Source organism: Paenibacillus polysaccharolyticus (assembly GCF_023714295.1).
GTDB classification, from domain to species: domain Bacteria; phylum Bacillota; class Bacilli; order Paenibacillales; family Paenibacillaceae; genus Paenibacillus; species Paenibacillus polysaccharolyticus_A.
The window spans coordinates 131,671-148,729 of sequence record NZ_JAMAUN010000006.1 but is presented as its reverse complement, the minus strand read 5'-3'; the positions used below and the strand labels follow the sequence as shown (position 1 = coordinate 148,729).

Sequence of the window (17,059 nt, the reverse complement as noted above, 5' to 3'; positions counted from 1 at the left end):
TCATTTGACGATGAGTTCCATTTTATAGTAACCTTGGCGTGACTATAAGGGGTGATCTAATCTACATGAATAATAACTCAAGTCACAATACGAGCCTGGATGCCATTCTCGGCCAGTATGCATATAACGAGCAGTCATCTTCCACTGAGTTGATCGAGTTCACATTAAAATCATTGCAGAGCTTGTTGCCACTCACTGGCTTCAAGGTTGTTAAATCCCGCAAAGCCCTCGAGATGAAAACGAAGGAATTGTTGATATCCTTCTATTTGCAGGCCAATAGACATAATACAGCAGGAACGAGTATAGAAGTTATGCTGCACTGTAAAGTTACGCATATCAAGCATAAGTCCTACACAGGACTGTCGGAAAGTTACTATGAGCATTCGGAGATAAAGTGGTATGAATTATTGGGGAAAGAGGCATTTAGGGACAGCCTCCTATCGATGATGGAGTACATTACACAACACGAGATTCCGCTGATTGAGCAGCTTATATCTGATCCTCGGGGTGTTATAGCAGCCAATGTAAGGAATGAAGAAATTGAAGGAAACGAACAGGGAAAACATAAAGAGAACGAGGAATATAAGAACGATGCAAAGTTAAAAGACAAGATATTCAGCCCTTATTTTTACTATCGCTATGGGACAGATGCGCAATTTGAACAGGCGAGACAGCGATATGTTGCGAGTCTAAGCGAAGCGCAGAAACAGCAGTATGACGAGGTGGTCATTAAGTTTCAAGCGGATAAAAGCAGTCCGATCAAGCGTGGAGAAGATTGAGCTTTTTTGACGGTAGCCAAGAAGGAGGGGCATGAAATATGACCATTACCCCTGTCATTCTGGTGTTAGTTGCGTTGGTTAGCTATTTCTTTATTTACTTTATGTGTAAAGTGATTAATCCTCAGGCACCCAAAGAATATGTTATGTGGGCTGGAGTTTGTTTTGCAATTCTGACGGTGATGTTGTGTAGTCTATTGTTTCTTCTCCCTCAGCTGGTCTAGAGATGCATAAATTAGCTAAGATCCAGTCCCCGAAGCTTTGGACAGCGGCTAACGATCACAGATGACGCTATTTGCGTTTTTTCAGTGGAAAATCCTCGTCTTTAATGCATTTTGACCGAAATAGCGTCGCTGGAGATCGTTAGATTTCTAAATGTGTGAAAATCAGCCTAATAAGGTCACTGGTGATCGTTAGAGTTGAGCGTGTTGCCTAGGTCGTGTCTTAAACCTCGCTGAAATGGATTTTTTCACCTTTCAATCCAGCTGCGTCACTTTCCCTTCACAATCTGCCCCGGCACGCCTGCGAGAAACTTCCTCCAATCCTCATTCCCCTACTTCTTCCACGCATTCGCTTCTTTCACCACTTCTGCACCACCTGCAGACATGAACTCCTGTACAAACTCATCGAATTCACGGAGTGGTCGCTCACCTGTAATAAACGAGATATAGGCTTTGTTCTTCAACCGGATCAACGAATCGCTATATTTCGCCAGAGCGGGTGTAGCGACCTCTAGCGCGTTATAAATGCCGTTCTGATCAAGGTGTAGCGTTGAAGCCCATTGTTCCCGTTCTCCCGTCTCTTTCAGCGGAACTGTCATGCCGATATTGGCACCAATCGTATTCTGATAACCGAACATAGTGTCATACGGCGGCATAATAACGATGTTTCGTGGCTCGATAGGTGTCCAGACCCAATGTTTATTTTGCACGCCGTAGACCATACTTGCTGCTTTATCTGAATCAGGGTTTGCACTCACCTCATCCAAAATACGAAGGATCATCTCCAGTTTGCCGGGCTCCTTGACCGCATCTGCTCCGATGGCGGTGAAGCTCATTAACATGTCATTTCCTTTGGAGCCACGTTGTCCGTGAGGTCCCATGAAGGGACTGCCTAGTGTGACCCGAGCTTCGGGGAACTTGGCCGTTAATTCTTTTACATTAAACGTTGCTTGGACTGGACTCTTCACCACTCTCCCGTCACGTTCAACGCGCCAATCCTCATAATTGCCATCCTGAATCCAGTGGTAGTAGTTCCCCATCGAGGTCATCCCGATTTTACCGTTAATAAACGTATGAGACAGATGTTTGTACCCACCTTTATTCTCGCCTGTGACAAACTCTGGATCAATCACACCATCCTTGTACCACTTCCGCAGGTAGGTCAGTGCCTCCTTCATTTCGGGCTGCAACGCACCAATAACTTTCTTCCCGTCCTTCGTGCCGAAATACAGCTGGTCTGCAAAAACAATCTGACCGAAGGCTCCGAATACCACATTCATGCCTTCGTTGGATAAACCATACGTGTCCTGGATGCCATTGCCGTCGGGATCGTCAAAGGTAAATGCATAGATAACCTTCTCGAATTCCGCCAGTGTCTGCGGAACGGACAAGCCCAGTTTGTGGAGCCAATCCTGGCGATATACCACCGGTGTACGATAGATATTCGTTGGATTAATGGCAGGGATGCCGTAATATTTCCCGTCTATGACTCCTGCATGTTCATAGGCCGGGGCTTGCTCATGGATAATACGCATGAGATTCGGTGCATATTGCTTCAGCGTCTCTACCGGGATCTCGGCTAGCACCCCTTGCTGCTGGTATTTCAACAGATCTTGCGGCTGACGGATACGAAATAGGTCGGGAATGTTGCCTTGGGCTAGCTTCATATCGAGAAGCGACTCATATTTATTGTTTTCCATATTCCAGATATCCAGATCGACATCGAATTTTTCTTCCAGTTGTTTCAATATTTCGGCATCTTGCGGAACGGGCAGATTTTGATGCAACGTCCACGAGATATGATATTTGGCTTTGCCCGAAAGAGGGGAGGACGTGCCGCCGGACTCTGATTCGACCATGGCATTGGGTCCGTTCAGCAGATTACAGCCGCCAACAATAACGCCCATCAACGTCAGTAGTGCCGTAGTCAGAAATATCCGATAGCGATAAGGAATTTTCGCTCCTGCCATCTGTTCCTTCATCTTCATCCGATCCATCCTCCTTATCCCTTATCTTTATGACCTGGCCTCGGATATCGCTGCCGAAGAGAGATTGCGTACATAATTGCCTGGTGTACAGCCGTACATTTCTTTGAAACGTTTAATGAAATAGGCGGTTGTGCCGTAACCAACCGAGCTTGCGACCCGGTCAATGGTCATGTTGTTGTTTTCAATCAACACTTTGGCCTGCTCCATCCGCCTTGATGTGACATAGTCAGTGTAGGTGACACCCATTTCTTCCTTAAAGAGCTTGCTCAGATACTTGGGACTGAGGAACACTTTGGCTCCAACCGTCTCAAGTGAGAGATCGTCGGAAAGGTTGGCTTCGATATATTGCTTCGCGAGTTCAATGGTGGAGACAGCCCGATCACTGTTACGATTCTCCGTTTCTTCTATAAATGTAGTGATCGACGCTTTCAGCCAGTCGCGGTATGCCAAAATATCATGCAGACTTGTGTATTCGTGATACAGATCAGGGTGTCCAAACTGCAATGGGTGCTTATAACGCACGTTTTTGGCAGCATCCGAGTAGATGAACACCATATTTGACAGGATAAAATGGCAATAATCCGCAGGGAACTGTCCTTCCCGCATATGCTCAACCACTTGTTCAATAGTGCCTACAGCCTCATCAAGCTGCCTACCCTGAAGCTTGTCTCTGAACTTGGCTAGCAGAGTCTGCGGAATCTCGTCCAGGCTGTGCTCACGCTGAAGCAGGGAATGGTCTTTCAGAATGTGTAGCTCTGGCAAAAGATAAGCGTATTTCATCAAAGTTTGCGCTTCGCTGAAGCTTTGATGAATATCACGGAGATCCTTGACCCAACAGCCTGTAGACAGCTGGATGTCCGGTTGTAGCTGCTGACGTGTCTCTGCAAGCAGCAGCTCGGCGAACTTGTCCAATAATGCTTCTGAAGCTACATCCGTACATAGAATAACGACAAGTCGCTTATCCGGCAGTTCTTCTGCGATAAGACGGCTATCTTGCAGGGACAAGCATTCCAGCCCATGCATCAGTTTGGCAATGATTTCTGGCTGTTTGGATGAGCCACTTTCGGCAAGTGCTGCACCGGTGTTCATCAGCATACAGCAGTATTCTTTATATTTTCTGGCGATACCGAGAGCGGAACGTTCCTCTTTCCACGGCCTGTGTTCCGGGTTACCTTGCAAAAGGTTGAGCACGGCTTTGTGCCTTACAGCCGCACTGTTCGCATGTACAGTCTCTTCGAGATGATTCACTTGTTCTTTGAGATGAAGGAAAGCATTGTCGATCAGGCGAAATTCATTGGTAGCCTGATGAGATGCAGTTCCTGAAAGATCCTTAATGCGGCCTACCAGTCGTTTAATCGGACTATAATTCGCACGCACAAGTACGGCAGATAAGATCAGCCCGATCAACAGGGCAATTAGACAGATCCCAAGAATAAGCTTCTGGATCATGATGGACTGTTCATAATAATAGCTGGATGGCGTAGCACTGTAGATCATCCACTGGGTGGATGGTAGCGTTTGATAGGAAATTACATAAGGTGAATCTCCAATCTTCTCGTCAAAGCTACCTTTGGCATGGCCCAGCTCAAGAGTCTTCTTCAGACTTACGGTGTACATATCAGACTGTCCGGAGCTTTGCTCTTGCATTCGACTCACTGCATTCCCGGCAGCATTGACGATCACGGTATGTTGATACTGGGAAGGCATCATATTCTCAATGATGGTATTCACGGCTTCTTCTTTGACATCTATGGCGATAATGACATCACTGGTTTCTCCTGTTGAGCGAAAAGGATAGCTATGTGCGTACGTAAACAAACCATTGGTGTTCTCGCTTGTCTGACTGGAGAAAATGTCCTTTGGAATATGACGTGCTGGCGTCCACAGACTGTTATGTTTACTGGTGCGCATCTCCTGAAGCCAGTCCGCATAATACACAGACCCTTCGCTCTGATCCGCGTTATAGCGTAGTCCATAGAGCGAGGAGAGCATAATATTACGTGCAGGATAATAGAGATGAATGCCTTGAACAATATCAGTATTAGCGGCTACCTTGGCTTTGAGCAGTTCTTGCAGATCTACCACCTGATTTAATCCGTTTCGATCTTCCTGATCGGCAAAGAGACGAATGTTGGCCGATTTATCAAGAGACAGGTCAACATACATCTGCTGCACCCGCTTGAGTACGGTTCCTTCAATAGTACGTGCTGTATTTTCAAGAATCAGCTGATTCTTATTTCTTAATTCTTCATTGTAACTGCGTGAGAAATAGATATAGAAAAATGAGCAGATCAGCAGCACAATAACGATGACGATTGAACCATAAGAAAGGGCTAGTCCCGCCCATGCAGAGCTCCACTTTTTCATCAAACATTCCTCCCGGCCCAAATTATACACTACTCACATTCTGCAAGGTTCACGATTTATATTAACTTCATGTAAAATGTTGAGGATTTATGATATTGCGTCGAAATTGATACAATGACGAAATTGTTTTATTGCCGGTTTTACGGCTGCAATGCTACATTGAGACCGAACCGAGACCAACTATTAAACGATGGGAGTCGACATGATTTGAAAACAAAAGTTGCTACAAACAAAAACAAGAAAAGATTGTTCACTGCTGCTCTAGGTTTGGTCGTTCTGACAAGTTCTATTGCACCAGGCGCTGCACTTGCAGCACAGAATAATGATACCGTGGCTTTACCGAAACAACCGGCATGGGGTTACTTCGTAGACACGTACAAAAATAACAAACCGGATAATATGACGGTATCCAGCAATCCGGCGATCGGCACGTTATCCAAGTTCCTCGACCTGTGGACACCAGGAAGTGCATGGGATAATGGTACGAAGCTAAATAGCGCCGTATTGGACTACAACATTGATTATGTGGCACAACGTGCTAAAACACGTTCCAAAGCGGACGAGGATGCTGCGTATTATACAGACCGTACGAATCAATCCTATGGCGCGGTTGAGGGTCTGGGAAAACTGGCCGGTGTATATCGGGAAAAGTCGGGCACGTTTACTTCCATTACAAGTATTCCGGCAGATGCGGCGACAACCAAGTATTCGGATAAAAACGATTCCAACAAAGCAGGGGATTCCAACTCCGAGTTGGGAAAAATGGTGGATCTGATCGGCAAAGTTCGCGGTGATTACGCTTCAACACAACAGGCGAAAATGTTCTACCAATATAAACGTCCGTTCCGCTGGCAGGGTGAACAACTGATCGTGCCTTCGCTGGTTGCCGTGCAGAGCAGCAAACCGGAAACGGATGGTGGTTTCCCGAGCGGTCACACGAATGCGTCCTACCTTGCAGCTATTGCTCTTGCTTACGCTGTGCCTGAACGTTACCAGGAGCTTATGACTCGTGCTTCTGAAATGGGTGATGACCGAATTGTAGCCGGTATGCACTCCCCTCTGGATGTGATGGGCGGCCGTGTGCTGGCAACGGCATTTGCAGCATCTGCACTGAATGATCCGGATAATAAAGAGTTGAAAGAGCAGGCATATGCTCAAGCCCATGAAATTCTTTTGAAAGAGACGGGCATAAGTAAGGACCGCTTTACCAACTATGCTCGCAACAAATCCGAATTCACAGAGCGCATGACGTATGGATTCCCGCAAATCGGCTCCACAACGGAGGCAGTACAGGTGCCTAAAGGTGCGGAAGTACTCCTTGAAACAAGACAGCCTTACCTGAACGATCAACAACGTCGCGCGGTACTGGCGACTACAGGTATTGCATCAGGCTATCCGGTACTGGATGATCCGGAAGGTTGGGGACGTCTTAACCTCTTCGCGGCAGCAGATGGATATGGCGCATTTAACACCGATGTAACCGTGGTTATGGATGCGGCTAAAGGTGGATTTAATGCAAAAGACGCATGGCGCAATGACATCTCTGGTACAGGCAAGCTAACTAAAGAAGGTAGTGGTGTTCTTCATCTGCAAGGCAACAACACCTATTCTGGAGGTACTGAGGTTAAGGCAGGTACATTGGAAGGTAATTCAGCTAATGCGTTTGGTGCTGGCTCTGTCATGAATAATGGCGGTACGGTTGCAGAGAAAGTTGAGGGTAAATGGAACATTAAAGGTGACTTCACACAAGCCTCAAGCGGAACGCTGGAGCTGAATGTGAGTACTGCGAGTGATGTATTGGATGTCAAAGGTATAGTGAATGCGAACGGTAAGCTGGAAGTGAACTTTGACAACAATTATGTACCTGCACAAGGCAACTTCACTTTGATCAAATTTGATGCAAACAAACTGAATGGTAAATTTGCATCGGTAGAAGTGAAAGGTCTGCCAAGCCAATATACAACGGAGGTTGTGTATCAAAATGACCGTGTTGCTCTTGCTGTTAAGGATACTACAAATCCGGGTGGCGGAACCACTAATCCGTTCAAATCGGATGTTGTCAGCCAAGCTGACGTATTGAACAATGTTAATGCAGCGATTGAAGCAACGAAAAATGAACAACTGGCGATGAGTGATATCTCTACACACTGGGCTAACCAAAATATTAATGCTGCATTGAAACTGCGTGTCATCAACGGATATGAGAACGGCACATTCAAGCCAAATGCCTCTGTAACGCGTGCTGAATTCACGGCGATGATTGCCCGTGCACTTGGCCTTGGCGAGAATAAAGCAGCCAACAGCTTCAAAGATACAAACACAAGCTGGGCAGCTGGATACATTGGCACATTGGCAGAAAAAGGTGTAATCGGCGGATATGCGGATGGCTCCTTCAAGCCAAACGCAACGATCACTCGTGCCGAGATGGTTACTATCATGGCTCGTGTACTGGATCTGAACACACTTGCAACAGGTACGAAAATCAGCTTTAGCGATGTGAAACCTGATAACTGGGCAGCTGCAGCCATTGAACAGGCGTCCTCTGCGAAGTTGGTTAATGGATTGACGGCTTCCGAGTTCGCGCCTAATGGCAAATCTACTCGTGCTGAAGCGGTAACAATCATCATCCGTGCGCTGGAAAGTGACAGTACAATCAAGTCATTGATTGCAGGTCTGTGATTAGAATCTTATATAGCTCATCTCGCTTTATTTGATAGATCAAGATTACCGAGGCGGTTCGTATATACGAGCCGTTTTGGTTTTTTTGTTGTAAATGATGCTGTAGACATCTATGTCATCTGAGTTTGTAGTAAAATATGGATGATTACTTAGTGAGATTAAAAACAGAACAAAACTGCTGCGGTTTTCGGTACCTGAACGAGCTGGGTTACAGTTGCAAAAACCTTCAGTGCGTATTAGCAAGAAGGCTGCCGAACAGATCGGGAGTGGCTGGATTTTTGATATTTAAACAAGATAAGGGCGAGAGCTTACCATTGTACGAATATGTAATATAATGGTATTATAATAATGAAATTGTAAGAATATTTTCATCGCAAGGTGTTTTGGGAAAGGAGGTTAATACGCAACGAAGTATTGCAACTATGAGGCACACATCAAAATCCACCGTAGAGGTTGAGCATACATCAAAATGTAAGCGCTTCACAATGTGATTATAATCAGGAGGGATATTCACATGACTCAACGTTTGGTAAAAAAATGGACGAGTATGCTGCTGTTCATCGCCATGGTTGCTTCCGTTTTTGCTTTTCCTGCTTCAAAAAGTCATGCAGCCACCATTCAGGTGACGGACAATGGCTCCCGAATCGAGGTAAATACCGGGTCCGGGCTTGTGTATGTGGTCAACAAAACCAATGGCGATATCATTTCGGCCAAGATGAACGGAACGGAGCTGAATAGCAATAGAGGATCACACATTGGTTCAGGTTTAGGGTCATCCGCGAATGTGACGTGGAATAGATCCCCTTCGGGTTCAACGGTATTAATCACCGTTTCTACCAGTACATTAACGCATTATTATGCTTCGCGTGGCGGCGAGAACATCATCTATATGGCAACCCATATTACGGCACAGCCTTCTATTGGTGAACTGCGTTATATTTTCCGCGGCAATGGGAATGTGTTGACTGGAGTGCCTGTGAACTCGAACAACCGGGGGAATACCGGGGCAATTGAGAGTCAGGATGTATTCGGATTCGCGAATGGACAGTCAGCTTCTAAATATTATGGTAATGATCAGGCGAAGGACCTGTCTGTTCGAGGGGTAACGGGCAACGGAGTTGGTGTATTCATGGCGTACGGCAACCGAGAGAAAAGCTCGGGCGGGCCTTTCTTCCGTGATATTCAGTTCCAAAGCGGCTCTGAAACGGAAGTCTATAATTATATGAACTCGGGACATGCCCAGACGGAGAACTGGCGTCTCGGCTTGCATGGGCCATATGCACTTATTTTTACAACTGGAGGGACACCTGCGGCACCTGATTTTAGCTGGATGTCGGGACTGAATCTGCAAGGATGGGTGAGCAGCCGAGGTAATGTGGTGTTAAATGGACTTTCTGGCATGGAGGCAGGTTACGCCTACACGATTGGATTTGCGAACAGCAACGCCCAGTATTGGGCAAATACATCATCTGGCGGGTCTGCTACCAAGTACGGTATGATTCCGGGAACATATACCATGACGGTGTATAAAGGTGAGCTTGCCGTATACACGGAAAATGTGAACGTGAACGCGGGACAAACGACAACTGTGAATACCCGCACCATCAACAATGATCCGAGCAAAGCCTCCAGCATCTGGCGGATTGGGAACTGGGACGGGACACCACGGGAATTCCTGAACGGACAGACGATTCCGATTCGTCATCCTTCGGACAGTCGCAACCCAAGCTGGGGGCCGGTAACGTATACTCCGGGCAGTGCAACGAATCGTTTTCCGGCTATTCAATTCCGGGGCCAGAACTCGCCTACAACGGTGAATTTTAACTTAAATGCAGCGCAGGCATCCTCCTCACATGTGCTGAATATCGGTATTACAGCTGCATACATTAATGGGCGACCAAGTGTAACTATTAATGGACGCACATTAAGTAATCCAGCTCCTTCCGCTCAGCCTAATTCACGCAGTTTCACCATCGGCACGTACCGGGGCAACAATACTACCTTTAGCTGGAATATTCCTGCATCACATTTTGTTAACGGTGCTAATACAATCACCATTACACCAATCAGCGGCTCCAGCGACCTTGGCAATTGGTTAAGTGCTGGTTGGGTGTACGATTGTGTGGAACTGCTGAATTAACGAAGGAAGCAATAGCTTGAGTAGCCTGACTGAATGGATAACATGAGGTCGGGCTGCTTTTTTTATGATTTTCATGTTAAAATGTGCTTCTTACTCGGACAGATTCCCTCTTTGCTGGAGAAGCGGTTCCGTATAGTGGTATAATTTTCAATACATAATGATGAGAAGAAGGAACGGAGGCACGATGATGAACGAAGAGTTATTGGAACAACTGGAAACTTGGCATGAGCAAGACGAGTACGAGAAAATTGTAGAAGCAGTGCAGGAGATTCCTGCGGAAGAGAGAGACTATGAGCTAGTGAATCACTTGGGCCGGGCTTTAAACAATCTGGAGCGTTATGAAGAAGCTGTGGAGCAATTCCTGACCGTGGCCGAAGAGGGAGCAAATGACCCGCTCTGGCAGTATCGGATTGGACTTGCTTATTATTATCTGGAACAATACGACAAGGCAGAACAAGCTTTTGAACGATCCGACGAGCTGGAGCCGGGCGACGAAGATACACTGGAGTTTCTGGAATGGATTCGAAACCGAGATGAAGAAGATGAACACGAAGAAAGCGATGAGGACGTTACGGGTGAAGAGTATGAAGATCACGCGTTGGAAAAGACAGCTGCCGAAGAGTCACCTGCGGTAATCTCATCTATACCTGTAATGCATGTTGATCCACCCGTCCCGGTATCGGGTGAGTTCTGGAATGACAGTGAGCTGGCTCTGGAGCAATATGTGTCCGATCCACCAAGCGATGGCTTGATCGAATCGGTGGAGGAGCAGTTGGTATTCCGCTTGCCTGTCTCTTATATTGAGATGATGAAAGAACATAACGGCGGCATTCCGTATAACCGCTTTTTCCCGGTGACGAACGAAGCGTCTGGAGAAACCGGGTATGTCGAGATTGAAGGGATCTTAGGCATCGGCCGCGAGAAACGCCATGCGCTATGTGGTGCAGAGGGGAGTTGGGCCGTGATTGAACGTGATGGTTATCCGGAGATTGGTGTGGTCATTGCCAAATCACCTTCTGAAGCAGGGGTTGTTATGCTGGACTACCGCTCCTTTGGCAATGATGGCGAGCCAGAGGTCGTGTACGTAGATAAAGAACAGCGTAAAATCACTCCCCTCGCACCGAACTTTGAGACGTTTATTCAAGGATTAATGCGACCGGAAGTTTAATTCACATCGACGAGAAGCCGCAGGGGCTGGACCCTTGTGGCTTCTCGTCTGTAATACAGGATAGATAGAGCATTGATCTGTGTTACACAATTATGCCGGGAATCCGCCACCAGGTGGCGGCCATGCGCCATAGAAACGGCGGAGCAACACAATTTCGCCCAGATGATACGAATTGTGTGAAGCGATATTACGTAACAATCCACCCTTTGTCTCTCCTGGGAAATAGAGCAGTGGGTCATTCAACTGGGCCGTTTCTGCGATGGATACCGCTTGATCAATACCGCTCAGGAATGCTTGAATATCCTCTTTCCACGTTGCTTCATCCTGTGGGCCTGTCTCCACTGGCCAGCTTTCGCTTACGCTCGCTGGCATCTGCGGCTTGCGTCCTTCCACATGCTCCAGCATGAAATTCTGCCAGTAGTGCATATGTTTGACCAATTGGTAGATGGTATAAGGCATGGCCTCGTGTGTACGTCCTGCAAGCTCCACATCAATATCCGGTAGTGCTTTGGCGATACGAATATGTCCGCGCTCTCCAACCAGGGATTTCACCAGGGCTTGTCCAAAACTTTGATTAACATCTGACATGTGTAATCTTCCTCTCTGAAGAATAGATCTCTGACTTGCTACTTTATATATTATACAATTAAATTGCGAGAAATTAAAACAGGGTAAACACTTGGTCCTTTTTAGGTTACCTGGGATCGAAGATCATATATTCCCCAAATTTTAATTATTCCTAATGTTTCTTTCGTATGTTAGTATATTTAACATCAGAAGCGCGAGCCCCAGTGGCAAGGGCTTATGAACGTTGGGATAGTAGGTGGAAAAGGGATGCGCAATTGGGTCAAGAACGAGAATGTGCAGATGATCGCCGTTGCCTTGGCTACGTCCGTTGGTGCACAGTTCAAAATTAATCCCTTTCGGGAAGATTATTTCCGGATCGGCCTCGGGGTCAGCATTCTTTTATTTTTGCTGATGATTATGCCCCATTTATCTTATATAAAAACAGGGATTCTGACGGGGCTAGCGAGCATAGCGTTCCAATCGGCTGACCTGATTCATCATATACACACCTTATCCATGCTCGAAAGCTTGCGGGATAACCTGGGAGCAGGTTTGTATTATGTGGTCTTTGCCTATGGGCTGAGTAAAATCAAGCGCCGTTTTCATGAGATTCCTCCGCTACTGCTCAGCGGTATTATCACTGGTATTGATTTTTCCTCCAACCTGGTGGAGTTATTCGTGCGAGGAGTGCTGAGTGGGACGAATATTTTTTATATGCGCGAATGGCTGTATCTGCTGATTGTGGGCGGTCTGCGAAGTTACTTTGTCATTGGGCTGTACAACAGTTTTGCAGTCAGACAGATCAGGCTCTTGCACGCAGAACAGGAAAAGCGGATGGAACAGATGTTAAGTGTGAATTCGGGATTGTACGGTGAGGTTTTTTACCTGAAAAAAGCGATGAATACCATTGAAGGTATTACGGCTAACAGTTATGAGCTATACCGCGATCTGCGAGAGCGGGACATGAACGAATACAGCCAGCGAACCTTGGGCATTGCTCAACAGATTCATGAAGTGAAGAAGGATTCGCAGCGCATTTTGGCCGGATTATTGAAGCTTTATGATAACGAAAAGACAGTCAATATGAGTCTGTCGGAAGTAGTGCATTTTGCAGGTAAGGCCAATCGAAAATACAGTGAGATGTTACACAAACAGGTAAGGATCGAAATCGACCAGCAGTTCGAAGGCGAGTCACCGTACTATATTCCGCTGCTTACGGTCTTGAATAACTTGCTGGCTAATGCGGTTGAGGCGATTGAGCACGAGGGCATGATTCAAGTGCGGGTATTTGAACAGGATACGGATGTGCATTTTGTGGTTACGGATTCGGGGAAGGGTATACCTGACGCGAAGCGCGGGGTTATTTTTGAACCCGGTTATACGACCAAATTTAATGAAGTTGGCATTGCTGCTACAGGTATTGGTCTGTCCCATGTACGTGATATCGTTCAGTCCCTGGAAGGACAGATTCAGGTAGCAGCTGCTCCATCCGGACGAGGTACTGTGTTCACAGTCATGATCCCTAGGGTCAATCTAATGAAGGAGGCCGATGCCCATGACACTTTCGATCCTGATCGTGGATGATGATGTGGTGAGTCGCAGCATGCTACAGGATATTATTGAGAATAGTGGAACCTTAGAGCTGGCGGGCATGGCCGAAGGTGGTCTGGAAGGACAGCGTATGATTCTGGATCTCAGACCCGATGTCGTATTGATTGACCTGCTAATGCCAGATCAAGATGGGATTGAAACCGTGGCGAACCTGAAGCAGAGCGGCTATAGCGGGAAATTGATTATGATCTCACAGGTGGTCAACAAAGAGATGGTGGAAGCGGCTTATCAGAAGGGAATTGAGTTTTTCATTCACAAACCGATTAACCGGGTCGAAGTGGAGCATGTGCTCAACAAAGTGAATGAGCAGTGGAAGTATGAGCGTTATGTGCAGGAGGTTAAACAGTCCATGGCTCGGCTCAATCTGGTAGAGGCCCCGGCTCTTGCTCAGACCCGAACGGTGCGAGATTCGGCACGAAGTATATTAATGGATCTGGGCATCATCGGTGAGAGTGGGAGCAAAGATATTGTAGCGTTGATGGAGTACGCTATTGAGCAGAAGCAGGCCTCCGAGTTGCCACCTCTGAAGGAATCCTATGAAGCTGTGGCTCAGAAGTACAAGCTAACGCCTAAGGAAGTGGAGAAGGAGTGCAAGGCGATGGAGCAACGCATCCGCAGAACCGTTCTGACGGCACTAACGAATCTGGCGTCCATCGGACTTACGGATTACAGCAATCATAAATTTGAGCATTATGCGCCGCTTTATTTTGATTTTCAGGACGTGCGTATGAAGATGAGGGCGATGGAAGAGGAGCAGGTAAGCGACAACAAGAGCAAGGTCAATATTAAGAAATTCTTGCAAGTGTTTTGCATGGAGACGGTAGAAAAAATAAATAACTAAAACAGCAAGTGAATGAAACGAATATCGCAGCACATGCATGTGTAATTTAGGACTCTCGAGAATTGTTTTCGAGAGTCCTTTTTTGTTATATAAAGTTACATGATTAAAGGTTTTTATATATTTTATCTAGCTTTTTATACAAAAAAGTAGTCAAAAAGATCATTGTGTTAATTTATTTATCATTCTTTGTTAATAAAATGTGTAGGATAGCATAAGTTTGCGTAGGTGCAGAAATACAATACGTACATAAATGCAAATGATCGATTCAGTCGATTCCATTCTAATCAGGAAAAGGGGTTTTTCCATGAAAAAGGTAGCATCCATCGTTATGGCTTCAGTTCTTGCTCTGGCACTCAGTGCCTGCGGCGCAGCAAAATCAGGAGAAGACAGCAATGCCCAGTCTGCAAATGGATCGGGAGCGGCAAAATATACGTTTGGTACAGATGCAACCTACCCTCCGTTTGAGTTTCAAAAGGATGGAAAATACGTTGGGATCGACATTGACCTGATGAATGCGATTGCGGCAGAAGAAGGCTTTGAGGTAGAGATCAAGCCGATGGATTTCAAAGGTATCATTCCAGCCATTACAGCCAATCAGTTGGATGGCGCAATTGCAGGCATCAGTATTACGGATGAGCGTAAAAAAGTTGTAGATTTCTCAGAACCGTATTATCAAGCTGGACTGTCCTTAATCGTAAATGAAGCTAACAATGATATTAAGAGTCCGCAGGATTTGAAAGGCAAAACGATTGCGATTAAAAAGGGAACGTCAGGTGCTAATCTCGCTGATGAATATGCAAAAACCTATGGTGCAACCGTGAAATATTTTGATGATAGTCCATCCATGTATCAGGAAGTAGCGAATAAAAACGCGGATGCGACACTCGAAGACTTCCCGGTTGTTTCTTACAAAATTGCCATTGACCCCAATTCCAAGCTTAAGATCGTTGGTGACCGCTTGAACGGTGACTTCTACGGGATTGCTATAGCCAAGGGTGATACTGAACTACAGAAGAAGATTAATGATGGCTTGAAAAAATTGCAGGCAAACGGCGAATACGACAAGATTGTTGAGAAATATCTAGGAACAGTAGCGAAGTAGAAAGGAACGGTGGTACGGATGGATTCCTCCTGGCAAGTCATACTGGACGCACTGCCTCTTCTGTTAGAGGGAACGGTCGTTACGTTGAAAATTGTTGTGATCTCGCTCATCTTTGCGATGGTGATCGGTCTAGTCTCCGGTCTGATGAGCACCTCCCTGAATCGGTTGTTGCGGCTTGTGGCTTCACTTTATGTGGATATCATCCGTGGCACACCGCTTCTGGTGCAGGTATATTTTATCTATTTTGGTCTGCCAGTGTTCCTGGATATGCGTATTCCGGCCATGACCGCAGGAATTATTGCGGTTAGCTTGAATGCTGGGGCATACATCTCGGAAATCTTCCGTGCAGGCATCGAGTCCATTGGCAAAGGGCAGCATGAGGCCGCAAGATCCCTAGGCTTAAGCCGTTTCAAAACGATGTGGCTCGTGGTGCTGCCGCAAGCAACACGGCGCATGATTCCTACTTTTGTGAACCAGTCCATCATTACGATCAAGGACACGTCACTGTTATCAGCCATAGGTATTGCGGAGTTGACACAGACCGGGGAAATTATTATTTCATCCAACTTCCGGGCATTCGAAATCTGGGGTGTTGTCGGCATATTTTATCTGATCATTATCGTGCTCTTATCCCGGGCTTCCCGATTTATTGAAAGGAGGTATGCAATCCGATGATTACGGTAGAGAACTTGAGGAAACAGTTTGGCGCGAACGAGGTGCTGAAAGATATCTCCACCACGATTCGGGAGCAGGAAGTGGTATGTGTAATCGGCCCTTCGGGGTCTGGCAAAAGTACCTTCCTGCGCTGCCTCAACCTTTTGGAGGAAGTCACGTCAGGCAAAGTAATTATTGGCGAAGTGGAAGTCACTTCACCCAAGACCAACATCGATGAGCTGCGTACCAATGTCGGCATGGTATTTCAGCAGTTCAATCTGTTTCCACATCTGACCGTGCTGGAGAATATCATGCTGGCCCCCAAGCATATCAAGAAGTTGAGCAAAGCCGAAAACGAGAAAAGAGCGATGGAACTGCTTGGTAAGGTAGGGCTGTCTCAGAAAAAAGATGCCTATCCCGAGCAGCTGTCTGGTGGACAGCAGCAACGTGTAGCGATTGCACGCGCGCTCGCTATGAATCCGAGTGTGATGTTGTTTGATGAACCAACCTCGGCTCTTGACCCCGAGATGGTCGGGGAAGTGTTGCAAGTTATGAAAAACCTTGCGCATGAAGGAATCACAATGATTGTGGTGACACACGAGATGGGCTTTGCGCGTGAGGTTGCGGATCGAGTGATCTTCATGGACGGCGGTTATATTGTCGAAGAAGGCACGCCGGAGGAACTTTTTCAGAATACGCGGCATGAGCGAACCAAGGCGTTCCTTGGCAAGGTGCTGTAACAAGCAGATCCATAGAAATATATGGATATTGCAGCCCCTCCATTTTCAAAATAAATGAACGTATCCCTTGTGGGTAAACCGTGACGCAAGCACATCTGATATGATGAACTTGAACAGGTTTACTTGCAGGGGATTTTTGTTGAAGTGCGTAATACATATAGTAGTAAAACAACTTGAATGGTAGCATAAGCAGTTATGCACGAGC

At 46.4% G+C, this 17,059-nt stretch carries 12 protein-coding genes; 9 read left to right on the top strand and 3 right to left on the bottom strand.

What is annotated here, in order from left to right:
• The first annotated feature begins 65 nt into the window (after nt 1-65).
• Complete coding sequence (locus M3629_RS16260) at nt 66-779, top strand: hypothetical protein (RefSeq protein WP_251508326.1); 714 nt, start codon at nt 66-68, stop codon at nt 777-779.
• Nucleotides 780-1,329: 550 nt separating this feature from the next.
• Here the strand turns inward: M3629_RS16260 and M3629_RS16255 are convergent.
• Both M3629_RS16255 and M3629_RS16250 read right to left on the bottom strand, forming a co-directional pair.
• A complete protein-coding gene (locus tag M3629_RS16255; RefSeq protein ID WP_353056754.1) occupies nt 1,330-2,985 on the bottom strand; it encodes an extracellular solute-binding protein in 1,656 nt (551 codons plus the stop codon).
• Nucleotides 2,986-3,012: 27 nt separating this feature from the next.
• Entirely contained in the window at nt 3,013-5,352 is a 2,340-nt protein-coding gene (locus M3629_RS16250) for an AraC family transcriptional regulator (protein ID WP_251508324.1), read from the bottom strand.
• Nucleotides 5,353-5,559: 207 nt separating this feature from the next.
• Here M3629_RS16250 and M3629_RS16245 point away from each other — a divergent pair, with 207 nt between their 5' ends.
• The 3 genes from M3629_RS16245 (at nt 5,560) to M3629_RS16235 (ending at nt 11,339) form a co-directional block, all read left to right on the top strand.
• Entirely contained in the window at nt 5,560-8,031 is a 2,472-nt protein-coding gene (locus M3629_RS16245) for an S-layer homology domain-containing protein (RefSeq protein ID WP_251508322.1), read from the top strand.
• A 514-nt stretch (nt 8,032-8,545) separates the two neighbouring features.
• Nucleotides 8,546-10,171 carry a rhamnogalacturonan lyase B N-terminal domain-containing protein gene (locus tag M3629_RS16240; RefSeq protein ID WP_251508320.1) on the top strand — a complete coding sequence of 542 codons (1,626 nt, stop codon included), beginning with the start codon at nt 8,546-8,548 and terminating at the stop codon, nt 10,169-10,171.
• 187 nt (nt 10,172-10,358) lie between these two features.
• The gene (locus M3629_RS16235) at nt 10,359-11,339 is read left to right on the top strand and encodes an SMI1/KNR4 family protein (RefSeq protein ID WP_251508635.1); all 981 of its coding nucleotides are present in this window, start codon (nt 10,359-10,361) and stop codon (nt 11,337-11,339) included.
• A 90-nt stretch (nt 11,340-11,429) separates the two neighbouring features.
• On the opposite strand, the gene M3629_RS16230 is transcribed toward M3629_RS16235, so the two are convergent.
• Nucleotides 11,430-11,927 carry a DinB family protein gene (locus M3629_RS16230; protein ID WP_251508318.1) on the bottom strand — a complete coding sequence of 166 codons (498 nt, stop codon included), beginning with the start codon at nt 11,925-11,927 and terminating at the stop codon, nt 11,430-11,432.
• 246 nt (nt 11,928-12,173) lie between these two features.
• On the opposite strand from M3629_RS16230, the gene M3629_RS16225 reads away from it, so the two are divergent.
• The 5 genes from M3629_RS16225 (at nt 12,174) to M3629_RS16205 (ending at nt 16,854) form a co-directional block, all read left to right on the top strand.
• Complete coding sequence (locus M3629_RS16225; RefSeq protein WP_251508316.1) at nt 12,174-13,490, top strand: sensor histidine kinase; 1,317 nt, start codon at nt 12,174-12,176, stop codon at nt 13,488-13,490.
• Nucleotides 13,462-14,358 carry a response regulator gene (locus M3629_RS16220; protein ID WP_251508314.1) on the top strand — a complete coding sequence of 299 codons (897 nt, stop codon included), beginning with the start codon at nt 13,462-13,464 and terminating at the stop codon, nt 14,356-14,358. Before M3629_RS16225 ends, M3629_RS16220 begins: the two co-directional genes overlap by 29 nt.
• A gap of 304 nt (nt 14,359-14,662) precedes the next feature.
• Nucleotides 14,663-15,460 (top strand): transporter substrate-binding domain-containing protein, encoded by a 798-nt coding sequence (locus M3629_RS16215; protein ID WP_251508312.1) that lies wholly within the window; start codon nt 14,663-14,665, stop codon nt 15,458-15,460.
• Nucleotides 15,461-15,478: 18 nt separating this feature from the next.
• On the top strand, nt 15,479-16,135 hold the full coding sequence (locus M3629_RS16210) for an amino acid ABC transporter permease (RefSeq protein WP_251508309.1): 657 nt from the start codon (nt 15,479-15,481) through the stop codon (nt 16,133-16,135).
• Nucleotides 16,132-16,854, top strand: coding sequence for an amino acid ABC transporter ATP-binding protein (locus M3629_RS16205; protein ID WP_251508307.1), 723 nt, complete (start codon nt 16,132-16,134; stop codon nt 16,852-16,854). Before M3629_RS16210 ends, M3629_RS16205 begins: the two co-directional genes overlap by 4 nt.
• Nucleotides 16,855-17,059: the final 205 nt, after the last annotated feature.